Origin of the sequence: Rhodococcus sp. USK13 (assembly GCF_018343855.1) — a bacterium.
Classification (GTDB): domain Bacteria; phylum Actinomycetota; class Actinomycetes; order Mycobacteriales; family Mycobacteriaceae; genus Rhodococcus_F; species Rhodococcus_F oxybenzonivorans.
This window is the reverse complement of sequence record NZ_CP069242.1, coordinates 6,009,176-6,031,228: the sequence shown is the minus strand read 5'-3', so window position 1 is coordinate 6,031,228 and position 22,053 is coordinate 6,009,176. Positions and strand designations below refer to the sequence as shown.

At 64.8% G+C, this 22,053-nt stretch carries 23 protein-coding genes; 12 read left to right on the top strand and 11 right to left on the bottom strand.

The features are described from left to right. Positions 1–14: 14 nt before the first annotated feature. Positions 15–1,268: an urea ABC transporter substrate-binding protein gene (gene urtA / locus JQT59_RS30310; RefSeq protein WP_109327731.1), complete on the bottom strand. Its 1,254-nt coding sequence runs from the start codon at positions 1,266–1,268 to the stop codon at positions 15–17. 209 nt (positions 1,269–1,477) lie between these two features. Beyond that, positions 1,478–2,890, bottom strand: a complete 1,413-nt coding sequence (ramB, locus tag JQT59_RS30305) for an acetate metabolism transcriptional regulator RamB (RefSeq protein WP_109327734.1) — start codon at positions 2,888–2,890, stop codon at positions 1,478–1,480. Positions 2,891–3,428: 538 nt separating this feature from the next. On the opposite strand from ramB, the gene aceA reads away from it, so the two are divergent. The 4 genes from aceA (at position 3,429) to JQT59_RS30285 (ending at position 9,275) form a co-directional block, all read left to right on the top strand. Continuing rightward, positions 3,429–4,718: an isocitrate lyase gene (gene aceA, locus JQT59_RS30300; protein WP_109327738.1), complete on the top strand. Its 1,290-nt coding sequence runs from the start codon at positions 3,429–3,431 to the stop codon at positions 4,716–4,718. Between the two features lie 126 nt (positions 4,719–4,844). Further along, complete coding sequence (locus JQT59_RS30295; protein WP_213573157.1) at positions 4,845–5,741, top strand: 3-hydroxybutyryl-CoA dehydrogenase; 897 nt, start codon at positions 4,845–4,847, stop codon at positions 5,739–5,741. A 117-nt stretch (positions 5,742–5,858) separates the two neighbouring features. Next, positions 5,859–8,153: a 5-methyltetrahydropteroyltriglutamate--homocysteine S-methyltransferase gene (gene metE / locus JQT59_RS30290; protein ID WP_213573156.1), complete on the top strand. Its 2,295-nt coding sequence runs from the start codon at positions 5,859–5,861 to the stop codon at positions 8,151–8,153. Positions 8,154–8,234: 81 nt separating this feature from the next. Beyond that, positions 8,235–9,275, top strand: coding sequence for an NAD(P)-dependent alcohol dehydrogenase (locus tag JQT59_RS30285; protein WP_213573155.1), 1,041 nt, complete (start codon positions 8,235–8,237; stop codon positions 9,273–9,275). Position 9,276: 1 nt separating this feature from the next. Here JQT59_RS30285 and JQT59_RS30280 read toward each other — a convergent pair whose 3' ends face one another. Further along, on the bottom strand, positions 9,277–10,074 hold the full coding sequence (locus tag JQT59_RS30280; protein ID WP_213573154.1) for a SigB/SigF/SigG family RNA polymerase sigma factor: 798 nt from the start codon (positions 10,072–10,074) through the stop codon (positions 9,277–9,279). Then, the gene (locus JQT59_RS30275) at positions 10,071–10,505 is read right to left on the bottom strand and encodes an ATP-binding protein (protein ID WP_213573153.1); all 435 of its coding nucleotides are present in this window, start codon (positions 10,503–10,505) and stop codon (positions 10,071–10,073) included. The genes JQT59_RS30280 and JQT59_RS30275 overlap by 4 nt, the downstream gene beginning before the upstream one ends. A gap of 222 nt (positions 10,506–10,727) precedes the next feature. Here JQT59_RS30275 and JQT59_RS30270 point away from each other — a divergent pair, with 222 nt between their 5' ends. Together JQT59_RS30270 and JQT59_RS30265 are read left to right on the top strand one after the other, a co-directional pair. Continuing rightward, positions 10,728–11,417, top strand: coding sequence for an ANTAR domain-containing protein (locus JQT59_RS30270; RefSeq protein WP_213573152.1), 690 nt, complete (start codon positions 10,728–10,730; stop codon positions 11,415–11,417). Between the two features lie 358 nt (positions 11,418–11,775). After that, positions 11,776–12,084, top strand: coding sequence for an STAS domain-containing protein (locus JQT59_RS30265; protein WP_249353953.1), 309 nt, complete (start codon positions 11,776–11,778; stop codon positions 12,082–12,084). A 32-nt stretch (positions 12,085–12,116) separates the two neighbouring features. On the opposite strand, the gene JQT59_RS30260 is transcribed toward JQT59_RS30265, so the two are convergent. From JQT59_RS30260 to JQT59_RS30250, 3 genes are all read right to left on the bottom strand, one after another. Continuing rightward, positions 12,117–13,313: a glycosyltransferase gene (locus JQT59_RS30260; protein WP_213578224.1), complete on the bottom strand. Its 1,197-nt coding sequence runs from the start codon at positions 13,311–13,313 to the stop codon at positions 12,117–12,119. A 186-nt stretch (positions 13,314–13,499) separates the two neighbouring features. Continuing rightward, a complete protein-coding gene (locus JQT59_RS30255; protein ID WP_201453523.1) occupies positions 13,500–13,655 on the bottom strand; it encodes a DUF6131 family protein in 156 nt (51 codons plus the stop codon). Between the two features lie 19 nt (positions 13,656–13,674). Further along, positions 13,675–14,232, bottom strand: coding sequence for a DUF2231 domain-containing protein (locus JQT59_RS30250; RefSeq protein ID WP_213573151.1), 558 nt, complete (start codon positions 14,230–14,232; stop codon positions 13,675–13,677). A gap of 121 nt (positions 14,233–14,353) precedes the next feature. Here JQT59_RS30250 and JQT59_RS30245 point away from each other — a divergent pair, with 121 nt between their 5' ends. Continuing rightward, the gene (locus JQT59_RS30245; protein ID WP_109327758.1) at positions 14,354–14,575 is read left to right on the top strand and encodes a hypothetical protein; all 222 of its coding nucleotides are present in this window, start codon (positions 14,354–14,356) and stop codon (positions 14,573–14,575) included. A 15-nt stretch (positions 14,576–14,590) separates the two neighbouring features. Here JQT59_RS30245 and JQT59_RS30240 read toward each other — a convergent pair whose 3' ends face one another. Genes JQT59_RS30240 through JQT59_RS30230 form a run of 3 tightly spaced genes read right to left on the bottom strand, consistent with a single transcriptional unit; the run spans position 14,591 to position 16,543 of the window. Continuing rightward, positions 14,591–15,451, bottom strand: a complete 861-nt coding sequence (locus JQT59_RS30240; RefSeq protein WP_213573150.1) for a polyphosphate kinase 2 family protein — start codon at positions 15,449–15,451, stop codon at positions 14,591–14,593. A 47-nt stretch (positions 15,452–15,498) separates the two neighbouring features. Then, positions 15,499–15,804, bottom strand: coding sequence for a DUF4873 domain-containing protein (locus JQT59_RS30235; protein ID WP_159920200.1), 306 nt, complete (start codon positions 15,802–15,804; stop codon positions 15,499–15,501). Positions 15,805–15,853: 49 nt separating this feature from the next. Then, positions 15,854–16,543 carry a TetR/AcrR family transcriptional regulator gene (locus JQT59_RS30230; RefSeq protein WP_249354681.1) on the bottom strand — a complete coding sequence of 230 codons (690 nt, stop codon included), beginning with the start codon at positions 16,541–16,543 and terminating at the stop codon, positions 15,854–15,856. A 191-nt stretch (positions 16,544–16,734) separates the two neighbouring features. Here JQT59_RS30230 and JQT59_RS30225 point away from each other — a divergent pair, with 191 nt between their 5' ends. The 5 genes from JQT59_RS30225 (at position 16,735) to JQT59_RS30205 (ending at position 20,393) form a co-directional block, all read left to right on the top strand. Next, the gene (locus JQT59_RS30225) at positions 16,735–18,006 is read left to right on the top strand and encodes a DUF445 domain-containing protein (RefSeq protein WP_213578222.1); all 1,272 of its coding nucleotides are present in this window, start codon (positions 16,735–16,737) and stop codon (positions 18,004–18,006) included. A 131-nt stretch (positions 18,007–18,137) separates the two neighbouring features. Continuing rightward, entirely contained in the window at positions 18,138–18,644 is a 507-nt protein-coding gene (locus JQT59_RS30220; protein ID WP_213573148.1) for a helix-turn-helix domain-containing protein, read from the top strand. Continuing rightward, on the top strand, positions 18,637–19,494 hold the full coding sequence (gene tadA, locus JQT59_RS30215) for a major lipid droplet protein TadA (RefSeq protein ID WP_213573147.1): 858 nt from the start codon (positions 18,637–18,639) through the stop codon (positions 19,492–19,494). Before JQT59_RS30220 ends, tadA begins: the two co-directional genes overlap by 8 nt. A 73-nt stretch (positions 19,495–19,567) precedes the next feature. Next, positions 19,568–19,861: a DUF2516 family protein gene (locus JQT59_RS30210; protein ID WP_213573146.1), complete on the top strand. Its 294-nt coding sequence runs from the start codon at positions 19,568–19,570 to the stop codon at positions 19,859–19,861. A gap of 34 nt (positions 19,862–19,895) precedes the next feature. Next, positions 19,896–20,393, top strand: a complete 498-nt coding sequence (locus tag JQT59_RS30205) for an SRPBCC family protein (RefSeq protein ID WP_213573145.1) — start codon at positions 19,896–19,898, stop codon at positions 20,391–20,393. Between the two features lie 121 nt (positions 20,394–20,514). Here the strand turns inward: JQT59_RS30205 and JQT59_RS30200 are convergent, their stop codons facing one another. Continuing rightward, positions 20,515–21,987, bottom strand: coding sequence for an FAD-dependent oxidoreductase (locus JQT59_RS30200; RefSeq protein ID WP_213573144.1), 1,473 nt, complete (start codon positions 21,985–21,987; stop codon positions 20,515–20,517). Positions 21,988–22,053: the final 66 nt, after the last annotated feature.

Below are 22,053 nucleotides of genomic sequence, written 5' to 3'. Positions count from 1 at the left end.
CGTCGGACGTGGTGCTAGCTACCGAGCGACTCGGCCCAGGGGTAGGACGTCAGGTACGGGTCCGGCTCGATCGGGGTGCCGGAATCCCACACCGTGTAGATCAGGCCGTCTCCCCGGATCTCACCGATTCGGGCTGTCTTGCTGATGTGGTGGTTGGAACCGTCGATCGTGACCTTCCCCTCGGGGGCGTCGAACGCCACTCCGTCCGCATTTGCCTGAATATCGGCCGTAGCAAACGAATTCGCCTTCTCGACGGTGTTCTTCCACAGATAGACGGAGGTGTAGGCGGCTTCCATCGGGTCCGACGTCGGCTTGGCTGCGCCGTACCGCGCCTTGTAGGCGTCGACGAACGTCTTGTTCTCCGGCGAATCGATGGTCTGGTAGTAGTCCCAGGCCGTGAGCTGACCTTCGATGTTCTGGACCCCGATACCGCCGACTTCCTCCTCCGCGATCGACACCGACACGACGGGCATGTCCTGGGCGGTCAGCCCCACGTTCTTGTACTCCCGGAAGAACGCGACGTTCGAATCTCCGTTGAGCGTGTTGAACACGGCGTCGGCGTCGGCGGAGCGAACCTTGTTGATGATGGTGGAGAAGTCGGTGGAACCGAGCGGCGTGTAGTCCTCGCCCTTGATCTCGATGCCGTTGGCCTCGGCGTAGGCCTTGATGATGCGGTTCGCGGTCTGCGGGAACACGTAGTCGCTACCTACCAGGTACAGCGACGTGACGCCCTTCTCCTTCAAGTAGTCGAGGGCAGGAACGATCTGCTGGTTGGTGGTGGCACCCGTGTAGAAGATGTTCTTCGAATCTTCGAGACCCTCGTACTGGACGGGGTAGTAGAGCAGGGAGTTGTTGTCCTCGAACACCGGAAGCATCGCCTTGCGGCTCGACGAGGTCCAGCCACCGAAAACCGCTGCGACACAGTCGCTGCTGATCAGCTTCTCGGCCTTCTCGGCGAACACGGTGGGTTCCGAGGCGCCGTCCTCGGCCACGATCTGAATCTTCTTGCCGAGCACGCCGCCCGCGCTGTTGATTTCGTCGACCGCGAGCGCGATCGAATCCCGGACGGTCACCTCACTGATGGCCATGGTTCCGGACAGCGAGTTCAACGACCCGACCTTGATCGTGTCCCCGGAGGTGTCCACGCAGGATGCCGCGGTGGACTCCGTGGCCGTGTCGGATGCCTTGCTGCCACAACCGGTCAGCACGAGCCCGATGGCGGCGAGCGCGGTCGGTGCAGCGAGGGCGCGCTTGGAGAAGGTGCGCATGTACGGGCCTTTCCGTCGGAGGAGGTGGGAACCCCGTATTCCGGAACGGATGTATCCGCCCCACGTATACAGAGGTGTATTCGTGGGGCGAACATTAAGCCGCGGTTGTTGCGCCTGAATGTCTGTCGGTGACGTGTTCGTGTCGCGAATTACAGACGTGTGAACAAGCGCTCACAGGGCCGGCGGTGCGCGGCGGAAAGTGCAGTACTTCACCGAATGAGGTAGGGGGACACCGAACTGCGGTGTTCGCTGATGTCGAGTTGCTTGCCCAGGGGCGGGAACGCCCGTTGTGGGCAGTTGACCCGCTCGCACACCCGGCAGCCGGCTCCGATCGGCGTCCCGGGATTCGACTCGTCGAGGTCCAGTCCGTCGCCGTAGACCAGGCGGTGCGCGTGTCTGATCTCGCAGCCGAGCCCGATCGCGAAGATCTTGGCCGGCTGCCCGTAGCGGGCGGCACGACGCTCGACGGTGCGGGCGACCCAGAGGTACCGGCGGCCGTCGGGCATCTGCGCGATCTGGTTCATGATCTTGCCGGGGTATGCGAACGTCTCGTAGACGTTCCACAGCGGGCAGGTGCCGCCGCTCGTGGAGAAGTGGAAGCCGGTGGCGGATTGGCGCTTCGACATGTTCCCGGCGCGGTCGACGCGCACGAACATGAACGGGACCCCGCGCAGCTTCGGCCGCTGCAGGGTGGAGAGGCGGTGGCAGACCGTCTCGTAACTGACCGAGTAGAACGCCGACAGGCGCTCGATGTCGTAACGGAAATCCTCGGCGACGTCGTGGAACTGCCCATAGGGCAGCACCGTCGCGGCGGCGAAGTAGTTGGCGAGTCCGAGCCGGGCCAGCGCCACCGACTCGTCGCTGGTGAAGCCGCCCTCCGCCACCATCTTGTCGAGGAGGTCGCCGTACTCCAGGTAGGCGAGCTCGGTGGCGAACTTGAACACCTGCTGTCCGCCCGAGAGGTGCGGCGAGATCTCCAGCACCCGCGACTCGGGGTCGTACCGGTGCAGCACGTTCTCGCCCAGGTCGATGCGGCGAACGATCTGCACGTCGTGCACCGTTTCCAGTCTGCGGGCGATCTCACCACCCACGTCGCCGCGGTGGAAACGCAGGCGGGCGGTGAGCTCTTCCGCAGCAGTATCGAGCTCGTGCAGGTAGTTCTGACGCTGGTAGAAGTAGTCCCGGACCTCTTCGTGCGGCATCGTGATGGAACCGCTGCCGCTGCCGTCGCTGAACCGGTCCTCCGTGGCCGCCGCCAGCTGCGCGGTGGTGTTGCGGAACCGGCGATGCATGTTGACCATGGCCTTCGCCAGGCCTGGATGCGACGCCACCATGTCCGCGATCTCCTGAGCGTCGGCGTCGATTCCCATCTCCTGATCGAGGGCAACCTCGCGCATCTCGGCGATCAGGCGGGTGTCGTCCTGGGAGGCGAAGAAGGTGGTGTCGACGCCGAACACCTCGCTGATGCGCAGCAGGACCGGCACGGTGAGCGGCCGGACGTCGTGCTCGATCTGGTTGAGGTAACTGGCGGAGATTTCCAGCGTCTTGGCCAGTGCTGCCTGGCTCATGCCTCGTTCGGTGCGGAGCTGACGCAACCGGGTACCGACGAAGGTCTTCGACATTTCCCCAGCCTACGAAGGGTTCGCGGGGTTCGCAAGAGGGGCTTCGCAGCCTTCGCGGGTGCTGTGGTCCGGGGGCGAACGTACCTTCCGGCGCTGTGGACGCGCCGAAAGGTACATTCGCCCCCGACGCCGGGGGCCAGCCATCGGACGCGAGCGCGGTAACGGCCGCGACCGGCGGCATCCGGCCCGATCGGTGATTGCCATCACAACCGGCGCCTCGAGGGGTGTGCCGCGGCGGGGAGGTGCGGGCCGCAGGGGCGTAATTACCTGTGTACGAGGGGTTGCGTGCATTGTGTTCGCGACCTGCACGTTCTTACTACTGGCGGGTATCTTTCCTCGCTGACGGGGCAGGTCGTGACCCATTCCTTCTTCGCAAAGTTTGCAAGGCTCGATGAAAAGCTAGCGAAGATTGGCAGTAGCAACAGGTAGACGGCACTTTTTGTGTGTGTCATTCTCGATGAGTAACTAGGAAGGGCCTGGCAAGGATGTGAAGCAGTACATCCGTACCGGACCAGCAGATCGAAGAGATGGAGTCTTGATGTCGACCACCGGCACCCCGAAGACCGCAGCTGAGATTCAGCAGGATTGGGACACCAACCCGCGCTGGAAGGGAGTAACCCGCAACTACACGGCGGAGCAGGTCACCAAGCTCCAGGGCACCGTTGTCGAAGAGCAGACCCTCGCACGCCGTGGTTCCGAGATCCTCTGGGACCTCGTGAACAACGAGGACTACATCAACTCGCTGGGCGCGCTGACCGGCAACCAGGCCGTTCAGCAGGTTCGTGCAGGCCTCAAGGCCATCTACCTCTCCGGCTGGCAGGTCGCCGGTGACGCGAACCTGTCCGGACACACCTACCCGGACCAGAGCCTCTACCCGGCCAACTCGGTTCCGCAGGTCGTGCGTCGCATCAACAACGCGCTGCTGCGCGCCGACGAGATCGCCAAGGTCGAGGGCGACACGTCCGTCGACAACTGGCTCGCCCCGATCGTCGCCGACGGTGAAGCCGGCTTCGGTGGTGCACTCAACGTCTACGAGCTGCAGAAGGCCATGATCGCGGCCGGTGTCGCCGGTTCGCACTGGGAGGACCAGCTCGCGTCGGAGAAGAAGTGCGGCCACCTCGGTGGCAAGGTGCTCATCCCCACGCAGCAGCACATCCGCACCCTGACCTCGGCTCGCCTCGCGGCCGACGTCGCGGACGTTCCCACCGTGGTCATCGCACGCACCGACGCCGAGGCCGCGACCCTCATCACGTCGGACGTCGACGAGCGCGACCAGCCGTTCCTGGACGGCACCCGCACCGCCGAGGGCTTCTTCGGTGTCAAGAACGGCATCGAGCCCTGCATCGCTCGCGCCAAGGCTTACGCGCCGTACGCCGACCTCATCTGGATGGAGACCGGCGTGCCGGACCTCGAGGTCGCCAAGCGGTTCGCCGAGTCCGTGCGCAGCGAGTTCCCGGACCAGCTCCTCGCCTACAACTGCTCGCCGTCCTTCAACTGGAAGGCGCACCTGGACGACTCGACCATCGCGAAGTTCCAGAAGGAGCTCGGCGCGATGGGCTTCAAGTTCCAGTTCATCACCCTCGCCGGCTTCCACTCGCTCAACTACGGCATGTTCGACCTGGCCCACGGCTACGCCCGCGAGGGCATGACCGCCTTCGTCGACCTGCAGGAGCGCGAGTTCAAGGCCGCCGAGGAGCGTGGCTTCACCGCCATCAAGCACCAGCGTGAGGTGGGTGCCGGCTACTTCGACAGCATCGCCACCACGGTCGACCCCAACACGTCGACGGCTGCTCTGAAGGGTTCCACCGAAGAGGGTCAGTTCCACTGAGCCTTGTCCACAACAAGGATTCGACCGATCACGGTGTGACCTGATCAATCCCGACCCCCGGGAGGGGCCTGTTCCAGGGCCCCTCCCGGGGCGACGACTCCACTAGACGAAAAAGGAGCTGACGACGTGACCAGCGACAAAATTCAGCGCGTCGGCGTTATCGGCGCCGGGATCATGGGCGCCGGAATCGCAGAGGTGTGCGCTCGCGCGCACGTCGATGTTCTGGTGTTCGAGCAGACCCGTGAGCTTGCGGCTGCAGGGCGCTCACGCATCCTGCGTTCGCTCGACCGCGGCGTGAGCAGCGGCAAGATCACCGAACGTGAACGTGAACAGGCGGCCTGGCGGCTGCGGTTCACCTCCGATCTCGGTGATTTCGCGGACCGCCAGCTCGTCGTGGAGGCCGTCGTCGAGGACGAGAAGGTGAAGAGTGACATCTTCGCCGAGCTCGACTCGGTCGTGACGGATCCGAATGCCGTGCTGGCATCCAACACGTCGTCGATCCCGATCATGAAGCTGGGCATCGCCACGAAGTCCCCGGAACGGGTCATCGGGATGCACTTCTTCAACCCTGTTCCGGTGCTTCCCCTCGTCGAGCTCGTGACCACGCTCAAGACGAGCAGGGCGGTGGCCGAGCGGGCCGAGGCCTTCGCGAGCGATGTGCTGGGCAAGCAGGTCGTCCGCTCCGCGGACCGTTCCGGCTTCGTCGTCAACGCCCTGCTGGTGCCGTATCTGCTCTCCGCCATTCGCATGGTGGAGTCGGGGTTCGCCACCAAGGAAGACATCGACAAGGCAACGGTGCTCGGCCTCGCACACCCGATGGGTCCGCTCGCGCTGACCGACCTGGTGGGTCTGGACACGGTCAAGTCCATTGCCGACTCCATGTACGAGGAGTTCAAGGAGCCCCTGTACTCGGCACCGCCGCTGTTGCTTCGCATGGTCGAGGCGGGACTTGTCGGCAAGAAGGCGGGCGCCGGCTTCTACGAGTACGCCGAGAACGGCCGGGCCAGCAAGAAAGCAAGCTAGAAGGTAGGTAGGCGACTACCCTGTGCGCCTTTCACGACCCCGGTTGTGAGAGGCGCACAGGTGCATCGAGTCCGCGGTGCTTTCCGCCCCCGGACTGAGCCCAGAAAGGTCGACCGCATGTCCAGCACCGCAACATACGGATCCAGCATCCTGGGGTATCCCCGCATCGGGCCGCACCGCGAACTCAAGCGCGCCCTCGAGTCCTACTGGCATGGCACCAGCACGAAGGCAGAACTCGTCGCCGTCGGGCGGGACCTGCAGGAAGAGACGTGGAGTGAGCTCGCCGCGACCGGTTTGACCCAGGTCCCGGGCAACACGTTCTCGTACTACGACCACGTACTCGACAACGCGCTGCTGTTCGGTGCGGTGCCCGAGCGGTTCGCCGCGCTCGAAAGCGACCTGGATCCGCTGGACTTCTACTTCACGATGTGTCGCGGCCGGCCCGACTTCCCGCCTCTCGAGCTGGTGCGCTTCTTCGGCACCAACTACCACTACCGCCAGCCCGAACTGGACGAGAACACCACCTTTTCCCTGCGTTCGGACACGCTGATGGACGAGTTCGCACGGGCGAAGGCGCGCGGAATCGAACTGCGTCCCGTCGTGCTCGGCCCGGTGTCGCTGCTGCTCCTGTCGAAGGTGGGGCCGACGTCCCGACGGCACGGCTTCTCGACGCTCGACCTGCTGGACAAAATCCTGCCGGAGTACGAGCTGTTGTTCGAGCAGCTCGCGAAGGCCGGCGCCACGTGCGTCCAGCTCGACGAACCGTCGTTCACCGAAGACCGCACCCCCGAGGAGCTGGCCGCGCTCGCGCGTGCCTACGAAAAGCTGTCGCACGCGCCGCTGCGTCCCCGCATCCTCGTCACCGGGCCGTACGGACACCTGGGTGAAGCACTCGCCCTCCTCGCTGCGACCAAGGTCGAGGCTCTCGGTCTCGACCTGGTCAGCCGCCGGATGAGCGCCGATGACCTCGCGAAGATCCCAGGCATTCGGCGCAAGCGCATCTACGCCGGTGTGGTCGACGGCCGCAACGTGTGGAGGGTCGACCGGTACAACACCCTGACGTACCTGAACACGATCAAGGACGTCGTGCCGGATCTCGTGGTCTCGACGTCCACGTCGTTGCTGCACGTTCCCTACGACGTGCTGTCCGAGTACGACATCCAAGGCGATGTGGCAGACAGGCTGGCGTTCGCCAAGCAGAAGGTCGGTGAGGTCGTGTCGCTCGCGAAGGCTCTCACCGAGGGGCCGTCGGAGAAGTGGCGCAAGCGCCCCACCTCGGTGCACTTCAAGCTCAAGCACGCCGTGCGTGCCCGGGTCAATGCCATCACGCCGTCCGACCGTGTCCGGGTCCCGTACGAGGAGAGGCGCGTCGCGCAGCAGGAGCGGCTGAATCTGCCCCTGGTTCCCGCGACGACTCTCGGCTCGTTCCCTCAGACGACCGAGATCCGTCAGGCTCGCTACGAGCTGGGGGAGGGACGCCTGGAGTGGGACGAGTACTACAAGCGGATCCAGGCCGAAATCGAGAACACCATCCGGTTGCAGGAAGACATCGGTCTGGACGTGCTGGTGCACGGCGAGCACGAGCGCAACGACATGATCCAGTACTTCGCGGAGCTGCTCGAGGGTTACGCGTACACCCACAACGGCTGGGTGCAGGCCTACGGTTCGCGATGCACGCGTCCGCCGATCCTCTACGGGGACGTGTCGCGGCCGAAGCCGATGACGGTCGAGTGGATCTCGTACGCGCAGTCCTTGACGGACAAGCCGGTCAAAGGCATGCTCACCGGTCCGGTCACGATGATCGCGCGGTCGTTCGTCCGCCAAGATCAGCCGTTGTACGAAACGGCGGACCAGCTGGCGTTGGTGATCCGCGACGAGATCGCCGATCTGGAGGCCGCGGGTATCGCGATCATCCAGGTGGACGAGCCGGCCATCCGTGAGCTGCTGCCTCTGCGCGAGGACGGTCGTGAGGCGTATCTCGAGTGGGCTGTCGATGCGTTCCGCCTCGCCACCGGTGGTGCCAAGCCTGAGACGCAGATCCACACTCACCTCACCTACACGAGCCGCGCGTCGGTCGTCGATGCCATCGAGCGCCTCGACGCGGACGTCACTGCCATCGTGGCCACCCGGTCCATTACCTGGGTGCTCGATGCTCTCAAGGAACGGGCGCTGACTCACGGGGTCGGTCCCGGTGTGTACGAGAGCAGGTCGGCCCGGATACCCGATATCGACGAGCTGGACGAACTGCTCACCGAGGCCAGCGAATCCGTCTCTCTCGAGCGGCTGTGGGCCAACCCCGACGGGGGTCTCAAGACCCGTCACTACTGGCAGTTGGAACCCTCGCTGCGCAATCTGGTGGCGGCCGCGCGCAGGCTCCGCCGCCGGGCCGAGAAGGAAGAACTCGAGGACTGAGTCGATTCGTTTGGGCGGGCCGTTGTTCTCGGACACGGCCCGCCTGGACGCCGAGCGACGCGAACAGGTAGGCATGTGTGCATGGTTACCGCCGCCGCATATGCCGTCACGTCCGCTGAGGGCGCCTTCGAAAAGACCACCATCGAACGTCGGGAGCTCGGACCGCTCGACATTCTCATCGAGATCAAGTTCGCGGGCATCTGCCACTCGGACATCCACACCGCCCGCAACGAGTGGGGCGGAACCCACTATCCCGTCGTCCCCGGCCACGAGATCGCCGGTGTGGTGACCGCCGTCGGTTCCGGGGTGACCCGCCACCACGTGGGTGACCGCGTCGGAGTCGGGTGCTTCGTCGACTCCTGCGGTGAGTGCGACGCCTGCCGCGCCGGTGAGGAGCAGTACTGCGCGAATCGCGTCACCGGCACCTACAACGCTCGCGGCCGCGACGGCGAGTGGACGCAGGGCGGATATTCGACGCACATCGTCGTGACGGAACGTTTCGTCGTCTCCATTCCGGACGGGCTGGAACTGGACGTCGCGGCGCCGCTGCTGTGCGCCGGAATCACCTTGTACTCACCACTCGCGCACTGGGGCGCGGGCCCGGGCAAGAAGGTCGCCGTCATCGGCATGGGCGGGCTGGGACACGTCGGGGTGAAGATCGCTCGTGCGATGGGCGCGGAGGTCACGGTTCTGAGCCAGTCCCTCGGCAAGAAGGAGGACGGGCTGAAGTTCGGAGCCGATCACTACTACGCCACCAACGATCCGGAAACGTTCAGATCGTTGCGGAGCCGGTTCGACCTGATCGTCAACACGGTGTCGGTGAACCTGGACATCGACGCGTACCTGTCGATGCTCGCGATCAACGGCACCCTCGTCGAACTCGGCCTGCCGGAAAAGCCGATCGAGGTACGCGCGTTCAGTCTCGCCGCCAATCGGCGCAGTCTCGCCGGTTCGATGGTGGGCGGTATGGCCCAGACTCAGGAAATGTTGGACTTCTGTGCGGAGCACGGCATCGGCGCGGAGATCGAGGTGATTCCGGCGAGCGACATCGATGCCGCCTACGATCGCGTCGTCGCCAGCGATGTGCGGTACCGGTTCGTGATCGACGCGGCAACGATCTGACTCACGCCTCCCCGAGCTGATCCCGCAGCGACGCCAGTGTTTTCGCCAGCAGCCGCGAGACGTGCATCTGCGAGATGCCGACGCGGTCGGCGATCTGGGTCTGCGTCATGTTGCCGAAGAACCGGAGCATCAGGACGGTCCGCTCCCGTTCGGGCAGCGACTCGAGCAGCGGGCGTAGGGTCTCGTGATTCTCGACTTCGTCCATCGCGGCGTCGTAGTCACCGATCGTCTCGACCATGGACAGTTCGCCGGACCGCTCGGACGACGTGTTGTCCACGGACACCGTCTGGTAGGCGTTGCCGGCGAGGAGGCCCTGCGCCACGTCCTCCTGGTCGATGTGGAGATGTTCGGCCAGCTCGCTGACGGTGGGGGCGTGGCCGAGGGTCTGCGACAGCTCGCCCACCGCGAGGCTCAGCGCGAGATGCAGTTCCTTCATGCGGCGCGGTACGCGCACGGCCCACCCGGTATCTCGAAAATGCCGGCGTACCTCGCCCATGATCGTGGGCACCGCGAAGGACACGAAGTCGGAACCACGGGTCACGTCGAACCGATCCACCGAATTGACGAGGCCGAGGCGCGCCACCTGTACCAGGTCGTCGTGCGCCTCGCCTCGCCCGTCGAATCGACGGGCAATGTGCTCCGCGAGGGGGAGGCAACGCGTCACCAGCGCGTCGCGGAGAATTCGTCTTTCGGGATCGTCCTCGTCGAGCGCGGCCTTCCGCTCGAACAGTGCTGCCACATCCTGATACTCGTCCGGCCAGCGTGCCGTCTGCCCCCCACCGCGAGTACCGGACGTCACAGAATCGAGCCGTTCTTCACCCTGGTGAATTCCATGGTGGTGACAAATCCCGACGAGGGCGGGTCCGGCTCGTGGCGCATATCGACCGAATCGGTCAGGGCCTGAAGTACGTGCCAGCCGAACGAGCGCGGCCCGAGCGAATCAATGCTCGTGGTGGTGCTCGACACGGCCACTCGCAGTGTGCCGTCGAGGTACTGCAGCCGGCACACCAGGACAGCATCGGGCGTCGCGCGGACGATCAATTGGGTGCAGATCTCGTCCATGGCCAGTTTGATGTCGGCGATGGAGTCGAGGTCGAAGTCTTCGTGAATGGCAACGGTGGCTGCCAGGGCGCGTAGAACGGACAGCTGATCGGGCGTTGCTCGCACGCGCAGTTCGACGACGGGATGAGTGTGATCCTGGTCGGGTTCGATTGTCTTGGCGATGGCCATGAGACCTCCGGGTCGGGCGTTACCGGGTTGACGGCGGGAGTGTTGCCGGCTCGCGGGTGGTGACAAGTCAGGGTAGCGATCCGGGGACACCGCAGGTGGGATACCGCAGAACAACCCCGATCAAACCAGTCCGCGCGGTACGTATGCGCAGGTAGGGTTGGCGCAAGCGATGAGCGTTCCTCAGGCTCTCGATGGGGCATGTGGTCAGAGGAGACGAGTGGGATGCGGAAGGATCTCCGACGGCAGACTGCGACGAGCGTCGACCCCCCCGCGGACGTCGATCCGGTCACCGTGTCGCTCGAGGCGGTGCTCCGGCTCCTCGAGACCGAAGACAGTGTCATTGCCCTCCTGAACAACTTGTGCAGGCAGGCGGTTCAGGCATTTCCCGGAGCGGAAATGGCCGGAATCACGCTACTGGGCGCAGCCGGACCGGCATTCGTGGCCGCAACATCGGACGAGGTGTTCCACTTGCGCGAGGCCCCGGCGTTCGGTACCGGCGGTAGCTCCCTGTCGGTGCCGTTGACCGACGGGACAGCACGGGCAGACTCCCGGTCAGGGGATATCGAGACGCTGGGTGCCTTGAACCTGTACGGCAGCCGCCCGCACGCCTTCGACGACCTCGATCAGTCGGTGCTCGGGTCGCACGTCGACGCGGCGACGGCCGCACTGCGTCAGGTACGACGATGCGAGGAAGCGAGAAGCCTGCTCGAACAATTGCGGATAGCAAATGATTCGCGGGCTGTCATCGATCAGGCCAAGGGCATCGTCATGGCGTTGCGGGGAGTAGATGCCGGGGCCGCTTTCGGCGTCCTCGTCGCGCGCTCGCAACAGGAGAACGTGAAGCTGCGTGTGGTCGCCGAGCAAGTGGTGCGCGCCGTCGCGAGACGCGCGCCCATAGGTAACGCTTTGTAATAGCTCACCTGCGCAGATGTCGGCAAGGGATCTGTTATTTCCTTGTGACACATCACTGCCGGGAGTAGTCTCGAACCGAGGTTGAACACACAGCCGATGTCGGGAAGCGCTGCCGTAGCAGACGGTGAGAGGTGTCCGAGGTCGGGTTTGTCTGCAGGTGCTCCGCTTCCCCTCTCAAAAGTTCGAGATGGGGTGAGCCATGTCTGTTGTTCCAGGGGTCCCAAAGCCTGAACTGGCCTGTTCGGGCGCGGGTACCGGCGTCGACTACACACCGAAAGTAGTCCTCGCAGCGGTCGATACCGTTCCGACACGCTGTGCGAGTGCGAAATTCTCTTCCGAGCGAATAGGTTCAGGAGTGATGGTTCTCGGAGTGCGCGGTGACATCGATCTGTTCAGTGCGCCCGTGTTCCACGAATACGTCTGCACCCAGATCTCGCCTGAGGGGCAATTCATCCTCGACATGTCCAAGGTCGACTTCATCGGGACGGCAGGACTGTCGGTCCTCGACAGCGTCCACGCATCGAACCTTCGGGACGGGCGGCATTGGGCAATGATCTGCGGGCGCCCGCTCTATCGGCTGTTACGGGCGGCGGGTCAGGAATCGAGTTACCCATGCTTCCCGTCGGTCGACAGCGCGCTCGGGGCGTGGCACGGAAGAACCGCCTGACGGAAGAACCTCGGCCGGAACCGGTGCGGAGATCAGTGCGCACCGGTTCGACTCGTGCGCGGGGGAGCGGAAACGCAACGTCCGTACGCACGAAGTGTGTCGGTGGCGACTCGATCCCAGGAATACCGTGCGCGGGCACGGTCGCAGCCCGCCATGCCGAAACCCGCACGCAGCGCATCATCGTCGAAGATTTGCCGTAGCGCCTCGGCCAGTCGCACCGGATTTCGGGGTGAGATCAGCCGCCCGGTGATTCCGTCGACCACCGTGTCCCGCATGCCGCCGACCGCGGAAGCCACCACCGGGGTGCCGCAGGCCATCGCCTCCAGGGGGACCATGCCGAATGGCTCGTACCACGGGGTACACACCACAGCGTCCGCGGAGCGCAGCAGGGACGGCATGACGTCGTGCCGAACGTGGCCGACGATCCGTACCCTGTTGCTCACCTTGCTCTCACGCGCGAGAGCCTGCAGTCGCATCGCCTCCGGATCGTCGGCGACCCGGTCGGCGGCCGGTCCGCCCGCAATGACCAGTTCGGTATCGGGAAGATGGGTGAGCGCCGCGATGGCGGTGTCGTAACCCTTGCTCGGCGCCAGCCTGCCGACCATCACGATGCGATGACGCATCCCCTTGTCGTCGGCGCGACCGTCCGGAGTGAATTCCGCGACGTCGACACCGGAAGGAACCACCGATGTCCGGGACCGCGGCAGACCGAGATGGGCCAGTTCGAAAACCTCGTCAGTACACGTTGCCACCACCCGGGTGGCTCCGCGGGCGATCAACTGCTCGAGGTGAACTCGGTTGGACTGGCTCGTCATCGGACGTTGGAACCGCTCCTCGACGACGCCCAGGGCGTGGAAGGTCTGCACGGTGGGGATGCCGAGGAGGCGCGCCGCGAGCTGCGTCGCAATACCCGACATCCAATAGTGGGCGTGAACGATGTCGGGCCTTTCGGCCTCCCATTCGTTCTTCAGGAAATTGCCGAAACAACCCATCAGGGGCAGTATTTCGGCTTCCGGCATCGGCCGGGGCGGGCCGAGGGGTACCTGCACGACCGTGTATCCGCCCGGCATGGTGAAGCGGTCCGGGAGGGTCTCGTCGGCGCGGCGCGTGTACACGGTGACGTCGTGGCCCTCGCGGGTGAGGGCAGCGGACAGTTCCGCCAGATGGATGCTCTGCCCACCTCCGTCGCCGTCCGAATCGGTCAGCGGACCCGCGTTGCCGGAGACCATCGATATTCGTAACCGCCGGGCGGTGACGAGAGGCGCGGTTCTGATCGGCTGACCGACGCAGGAGTCGGGTCTCGGCTGGCGATGAGTGGCGGTCATGCCAGGGGATTCCCGAACTGTGGGTTTGTAAACCGACCGGCTCGCACTCTGTCACAGGACAGGGTTCACGGGACCGGTCGGTGTCGCGATCTAGTACCAGTGGCGCCTGCCGCCGACAGCGCGTCCGGTGGAACCGAGAATCCACAGCACCGCGCCGATCACCAGGAGAATGATGCCGAGAACCCAGAGCCAGTTGAGATTGGCCAGCCATCCGATCAGGAGCAAGATCAATCCGAGCACGATCATGACGTTCCTCGTTTCTTCCTCATCCTCTCGACGCGGGAAACGTGTCCGCTGAGGGACTGCGCTCCACGTCGCCGACTCCTGCGCCCATTGCGTAGGTCAGATGTCCGCCCAGCGTTCCGCCGACGCCGACCGCGAGAAACCCGGCGACGCTCAGCGCGACAGCTTGCGCGTCGGTACCGCGGCGGCGGCGCAGGAACGACGCGGTGAAGGCGGCGATTCCCAGTGCGTTCGCACCCGCGTGAATGAGGCCGACACGGCGTTGCGTCGCATCGCGTTCGGCCCAGTCCACCCAGCCGGTCGTGAGGGTGGGCACTGCCGAGAGGAGACCGAATCCGATCAGCCGTCTGGCGGCGACGTGGTCGCGCAGCACGGTGTCCAGGACCAGGGACCCGGACCAGGCGCCGATCGGGACGGTGACGAGCACGGGATGCAGCGGGTGACCCAACCAGGAACCCCGCAGAACTTCACGGGCTCCGGTGCCGCTGAGCGTGCCGGCGATCCTGCGCTGCAACAGTGCGCTGACGTTGTCGAGGAAGTCGGCGGACTCCGTCTTGCGTAACAGACCGGGTACGTTCATTCGGCTCGATTACCCCGGCCGGACGGCGTGAAACCCCCGTTGACGCCACCGAGACATCTTGTCGCCGATTGCAGTGCGGCGTAGCGTCGGGAACAGATTCCACCAGGTGAGGTGAGTACTGATGAAACTCAATCTCTTCGCCGCGTGGACAAGCTTCGCGCTCGTCCTGTTCGCGGTGGTCTGCATCGCCGGGTTCCTCGTCGCTGCCGGATCCGGTGAGGGCGGCTGGGCGGTGATCGCCGGTTCGTTGTGCGTCGTCGCCCTCGCAGCAGCAATGGCGCTGTACGGCGGCACAGTGCGCCACGATCACCGGGTGCATCACGACACGCCGCACCTTTTCTGAAGCGACCGCGTTCGCCTACGACTCCGCGAGTCGGCGCTGCTCCGTGTCGATGTCGAAATCAGGTTTCGGCCATTCGAGGCGGAGGCGTTCGAATGCGTCGATCAGCAGCTCGGTGACCGCAATTCTGCTGTACCACTTCCGGTCACACGGAACCACATACCAGGGCGCGTCCTCGGTGGACGTCTTGTCGAGCATCGCCTGGTAGGCGTCTTGATACGCCGGCCACAACTTGCGCTCGGTCACATCGCCAGGGTTGTACTTCCAGTACTTGTCCGGGCGCTCCAGTCTCTTCTGCAGCCGCGACTTCTGTTCGTCGAGGGAGACGAACATGGCCACCTTCACCAGGGTGGTGCCGGTGCCGAGGAGTTCCTTCTCGAACTGATTGATCTCGTCGTAGCGGCTACGCCACACGGTCTCGGGAACGAAGCCGTGTACGCGCACCACCAGGACGTCCTCGTAATGGGAGCGGTCGAAGACGCCCAGTTGCCCACCCCGGGGCAGCGCCTTCGTGACCCGCCACAGGTAGTGGTGCCGCTTCTCCTCGTCGGTGGGCACCCCGAACGCCACGTGATCGACACCCTGCGGATCGACGTGCCCGATGACGTGACGAACCATTCCGCCCTTGCCCGCGGTGTCCATGCCCTGAAGGACGAGCAGCACCGAGCGGTTGTCGCCGGATCGGCCGTTGGCGTAGAGCTTCTCCTGCAACGAGGAGAGGACCATCCCCCGTTCGTGGAGGGCGCGCTTCCCGTCGGTCTTGCCGCTGACCAATCCGGGTGTGCTCCGACTGTCGAGATCAGCGATCTGCATGCCGGGCCGGAAGCGCAGCACTTCGACGGCCGGTGTCTCCCACAACCCTGCTGCGTTGTCTGCCATCTACGAACAGTGCCACAGTCGGGGGCTTCGGACAGGCGAACTCGGCTTCACACTCGGCTGAAGGGTGGCGGGGTGACCCCGTCGACGAGATGGCTGCCCCACAGATCCACACCCGTGATCCTGGCGGTGGCGGTACCTTGCGGTCCCGTGATCCGTAACTCCGTGCCGGGTGAGAGGTCGGCGTCCTCGCCCAGGGCGTCCGTCAGCGTGCGTACCCGCCCGTGCCAGACGTAGCGACCGCTGATGGGTTCGAAGTTCCCTGCGAGCTGAACCTGGACCGTCACGGCGGGTAGCGCACCCACCACGACCTCGGCCGGCCCGCGGTAACCCTCTTCTTCCTCGGAGTCGTTCATGACCCCGAGTTTACCTGTTACTTCTGGTCACACAATATCGAGTGGGCGTCTACTCGTCGGCTGTGGGAAGCAGCGGATGCGGTGCCGCGTTGAATCGCGCGGGGGAACCGTTGAAGGCAGCGATGCCGGTGATGCCTCCCCAGGTCATCATCGTCAGGTAGTTGATCAGATCCTCCACCGACATCGACCGGTTCGAGATCCACCAGTGGGTAGCCAACTGGACACCGCCGACGATGCCGTACGCCCACGGCACCGCGCCTCCGGAATCCATCTCCATCTGACGCAGTCGCTCGCCGAGCACCGTCGAGAGGACCTCGGCGATCATCCGTTCGGAATCGGCCACCGTGTCCCTGCCCGGCCCTGAACCGTTCGACATGATGTACAGATACACGTCGGGATCGGATGCCACCGTCTCCACGTAGGCGGTGATCGTGGCGCGGGTGAGTTCGAAGTCGTCGAGATCTTCGCCGATGGCCTCGTAGATCCGGGGTGCCAGCGTGGTTTCCACGTAGCGGGCCATGGTGGCATTGGTGAGATCGCTCTTGTCGGCGAAGTACCGGTACAGCACGGTCTTGGAGACGCCGATTTCCGAGGCGATCTCATCCATGCCGATGTCGCGCCCACGCAAGCGGATGGCGGCGATCGTTCCGTCGACGAGCTCCTCCCGGCGCGCGATCTTGTGCTCACGCCAGCGGCGCTTACGCCCGTCGGGCTTGGTCGCCTTCTCCAGCTTCGTCATCGACTCCGTCACCTGCTCGGCATCCTTCAGGTCGTCATTCGCCACTGAGCTTGTTCACATCCGTTTCGTATCGCAATTCTTCTCTCAGCTTAGTGCTCGTGTGTTGTCGGCTCGCACAATGCCGTCTGTGCAGCTCGCTCGTCACTCCTTTGGGAAGCGCCGCGTCATCGACCTTCGGCACAATGGCAACTGTGCATCAATTGAGTCTTTCTGCTTTCGACGACGGGGAGAAGCGGCGCGATCTCCGCAAGATGAAGACCGTGGCGACGGGTTTCCTCGTGTTCGCCACCGTGGTCTACCTCGTCTGCCGGTGGCAGGAATCGCGTGGCGCGGGGGAGTGGGTCGGCTACGTGCGAGCCGCGTCGGAAGCCGGAATGGTGGGCGCGCTCGCCGACTGGTTCGCCGTCACGGCTCTGTTCCGTCATCCCCTCGGCCTGCCCATTCCGCATACGGCGATCATCAAACGGAAGAAGGATCAGCTCGGTGCCAGCCTGAGCAGTTTCGTGGGTCAGAACTTTCTGGCGCCCGAAGTGGTGTCGGCCAAGGTCGAGGCCGCCCAGATCCCGCTACGGCTCGGCACCTGGATGGCGCAGCCGAAACATGCCGCGCGAGTCGCCGCCGAGACAGCGACCGTGCTGCGTGGACTCGTCGAGGTGCTGCGCGACGAGGACGTGCAGCAGATCATCGACAGCACCATCGTGCGCAGGCTGGCCGAGCCGGAGTGGGGGCCGCCGATCGGGCGGGTGCTCGGTGAACTACTCCGTGAGAACCGTCAGCTGCCGATCCTGGACCTGCTTGCCGAGCGCGCCCATCAGTGGGCCCTGGGAAGCCAGGAAACCATCGACCGCATCGTCACCCGCGACTCGCCGTCCTGGTCGCCCAAGTTCGTCGACCTGATGCTCGGCGAGAAGATCCACCGTGAGCTGGTCGAATTCACGTGGAAGGTGCGCTCGAACCCCGAGCACGAGGTCCGTCAGGCGGCCAACCGCTTCCTCGTCGACTTCGCCGACGACCTGCAGAACGACCCCGTCACGATGGAGAAGGCCGAAAAGATCAAGGCCGAGATCATGGGTCGCGAGGAGGTGACCGGGCTCGCCGCCGCCACCTGGAAGGTTGCCAAGCGCCTCATCATGGAGTCCGTGGACGATCCGGGTAGCACGCTGCGGACCAAGGTCGCCGAGAACGTCGTCCGGATCGGCGAACGACTGCGCGACGACGACGAGCTGAGACTCAAGGTCGACGGGTGGGTCATGGCGGGGACGCGATACGTCGTCGACAACTACACCGACGAGGTCACCGGGATCATCTCCGACACCGTCGAACGCTGGGATGCCGAGGAAGCGAGCAAGAAGATCGAACTGCAGGTGGGACGGGACCTTCAGTTCATCAGGATCAACGGTACGGTGGTCGGTTCGATCGCCGGGTTACTGATCTACACGGTCTCCTCATTGATGTTCGGCTGACCGCCGGGTTGATGTTCGGCTGACCGCCCGGCACCCTGTGGCGACGGCCACGTGCCCACTGCTAGCAGAGCGCTTGCAATTGCTAGCACCCTCTCTTACACTCGGAATTGCCCAGCAATTCGGGAGGACTGATGGCCAGCGACGACCGCGAGGCAGCCGGTGCAGGAGATGTGGCCGCTCGCGTAGTCAGTAACGCCGCACACGACATCGGTGGCTTCATTCGTGCACAACGTGAAGCCGCCCAGGTCTCGATGCGACAACTGGCGCAACTCGCAGGCGTCAGTAATCCGTACCTGAGTCAGATCGAGCGCGGGTTGCGCAAGCCTTCGGCCGAAGTGCTGGCGCAGATAGCGAAGGGTCTCCGGGTGTCCTCGGAGGTCCTGTACGTCCAGGCGGGGTACCTCGAGCAACGACCCCACGGTCCTGTTCGCGACGCCCTGCTTGCGGATACGGCCATCACCGAGCGGCAGAAGCAAGTGCTGCTCGAGATCTACGAGTCCTTCTGTCGTGAGAACGACTCGGCAGAGTCCGCCGAATCCAGGATGTCCGAGGTTCGGACCCCCGAACCACATCGGTCCGGACCCGAGACGCCGGAACCCGACCCCCCCAACGTTGAACAGGAGATAGCCGATGACTGACCAGAAAACCATCGACAGCGTCAAGACCTCGCTGTACGCAGCCGTAGGTGCCGGTGACGTCGTGGTGCAGGCCGTGGCCGACGTCGTCGCCCAGGTCCGCTCGCGCGCCGAGACCACCCAGGATGATGTCGAGGAGCGCGTCGGTGGCGCCCGCGAACGCATCGCCGGTCTGCAGGAAGAGGTCACCGAGGGTGTCGAGCACCTCCGCGAGCGCCTCGCGGGCCTGCCGTCCGAGCTGCCCGAGGAGCTCGCCGAGCTCCGCGAGAAGTTCACCGCCGACGAACTGCGCAAGGTCGCCGAGGCTTACCTGAAGGTTGCGTCCGACCTCTACACCTCCCTCGCGGAGCGTGGCGAAGATGCAGTCGAGCGCATCCGCAAGCAGCCGGTCGTCGAGGAGGGTCTCGGCCGCGCCGAGTCGGCCTTCGGTGACGCCGTCGAGCTGACCGAGGAAGCTCTCGGCACCGTGGCACGCCAGACCCGCGCTGTGGGCGAGCAGGCCGCGAAGCTCGCCGGCCGCGCGTCCGTCCGGATCTCCGACACTGCCGAGGGTGTCGGCGAAGCGATTGCCGACGCCGGCGACGAGGCCGCGATTCGCGTTCTCGACCTGGGTGACCAGGCGGAAGAGGTCTCGAAGGAGGCTGCCGATCGGGTGAACGCTACGGCTGCCGACGTCCAGGCCCGCGCCGAGAAGGCAGCGCCGGCCAAGCACGCTGCCCCGGCGAAGAAGGCGACCCCGGCCCCGGCCCCGGCCCCGGCCAAGGCTGCTCCGGCCAAGGCTGCTGCAACTCCGCCCGCGCCCGCCAAGAAGACGGCTCCGGCCAAGAAGACGGCTCCGGCCAAGAAGGTCTGACCTTTTCGCGCTCTCGGCCCCCGCACTTTACGGTGCGGGGGCCGTTTGCGTCTTCAGCTCGTAGTATGAGCGTGTGATTCAAGTTGACGGCATCGTCTCGGTGATCTTGTTGGTGATTCGCATCGTCGCCCTCGGCGGCGCGGCGTTCGCCCTGTTTCACGCTGCTCGCCAGCGCAAAGACGCCTTCACGGCCGTCGACAAGCTGAGCAAACCCATCTGGCTGAGCATTCTCTCAGTGGCCTTCCTTGTGCTGCTGCTGTTCCCCGCCGTGCAGCTGTTCGGCATCGTCGCGGTGGTGGCAGTCTGCGTCTATCTCGTGGATGTCCGGCCGCGAGTGGACGACGTTCAACGCGGACCCCGCTGGTAGTTTGGCAACGGCTCGCCTGCGTTAGGCTCGCGTGATGGCCACGCTCACCACAGTCGAGCAGTCGCGGGCTATCCCGATCACATGCGCGCAAGCATTCGACGGGACCCTGTCGATCCCGCTGGATGCGATCTTCTCCCGCCGCTACGCCCTGCTGCCGCCCATCAAGCAGGTTCGCGGACAGGACGGAATGTGGGGCCGGGTCGGACAGTCCCGCACAGTGGTCACCACGGACGGCGGAACGATGCGCGAGTTGCTGACAAATGTCGATGCCCCACGCTCGTTCAGTTACCGGCTCAGCGACGTCACCGGCCCACTGCGGCCGCTGGTTGACAGCATCGACGGAACCTGGGAGTTCGTCCCATGCGGGACCGGGACCAGAATCACCTGGCGATGGGTCCTGCACCCGAGGGGCCCTGGGACACTCGTCATGCCGCTGATCGCCTCGATGTGGCGTGGCTACGCACGACAGGCACTGGAGGTGCTGTCCGAGCAACTGCTCATGCCGGAGCCCACCGAGCACACGCCGGACTGACACTTCGTTCTGTCATCACCGGCGGGCAGTGTGCGCCTGAACTTCAGCCGGCCCCGGCCGGACGCAACGTCGGTTGCAGAGGTTCGATCGGTGAATTCGCGTGTGGAACTGATGGTTACGACTATCTCAGTGGGCCGCAGCGAACATCGAATCGCTCACGCACAGTGTCCAGGGTGCGGCGGAGGTGATCGCGTCCGCGGCGGTGGGTGAGCAGGAACCGCGTTGTTCCGATCATGCGGCGTGGCCGCGGGTACCAGCGATCGAGATCGAGTCCGCAATCGAGGAACACCTTGTTCGGCACGCTGTCGACGATGAGACTGAGGTTGTGCATGGTGAGCGATCCGAGCGTATAGGGAAATGCCGCCTTCGACTTCTTCCGTAGATCCGGCGCGTCGAGTTCATACAGCGGGAGGTCCTGGATCCTGTCCAAGAACAGTAGGTGGGTCAGGAAGTATCCCACATACGACGTCAGATGTAATGTGGCAGAACGCGGTTGAATCGACAGGACCGCACCGCTGTCGGAAACGTATGGCTCGTAGGGGTTCTCGCCGCGCAGCATGTATCCGGTGCAGTTCACTATCCAGCTGCCCGGTTGAATTGTCTTCGCTGAGCCGCTGCGGAATATCAAGTCGGTGTCGCCGTTGCGGTCGACGGCATCAACGACGTGATCCATGATCACCTCGCTGAGGCCGGCGGCAATCGTCTTGTTCTCCGCCTCGGACAGCAAACCCAGCAGGTAGTTGTCTGCGGTGGGGGTCAGCCAGGTGCCGTAGGTAGTGCGGAACCAGGTCGCGACATCGGTCTCGTTGGTCCCGTCGAAGCGCCGACCCAGTTCCGTGAAGATGCGAGTTACGGGCGTGCCGCCCCACCATCGTCGGCCGCCGGTAGGGAACAACCGGTCGCGGTTCGAAAAGAATGTGCCCGAGCCTGCCACTAGGTTCACTTCCCGACCGGGGTATTCCGTGACCAGCGTGTGAGCGGTGTCCATCGCGGTTTTTCCGCCGCCCACGACCCACACGGGGGCGTTGCTCGCCCGCATGTCGTCCCCTCGCATGTCGCAGAAATCGGGTGATACCGACAGGACGCGCGCGCTGGAGATCTCGAGCGGGTCGTTGGGCACGACTCCAAAACCGCTGGCTTTGATCAGTCGCTTCGCCTCGACGACCATGACGTGGCCGTCCGACGATGTGCAGGTGACGCGCACCATCCCACCTGACTCGTCATGCGACTCGAGCGTCCAGCCGAAGTACTCGTCCACGTGCACTCGTTGCTTGACAACGTCGAGGCAGTGTTCGAAGTGCGTGAGCACCTCGTCCTTTGTTGCCAGGTAGGAGCGATCCCGGCCGAGCGACCACTTGATGTTGCCGGCGGTGAACAGGCCATGCGGCTGGTGCAGTCGCACATACGCATAGGTGTCGACCCACATGCCGCCGGGACGATCGCGGCGGTCGACCAGGATGATCTTCTGCGAGCGAGACAAGTATCGACTGGCGACGAACAGGGCATTGACTCCGGCGATGCCCGCACCGACGATGCAGACGTCGCAGCGCTCTACCCGCACGGACGTCTCAGCCGACGCAGCACTGTATGTCACCGCAACCTCCTGGGGACTCTTCAATGCTAGCGAGCCCGGGCGGTTCCGAGAATTGCTCCGCTGGGT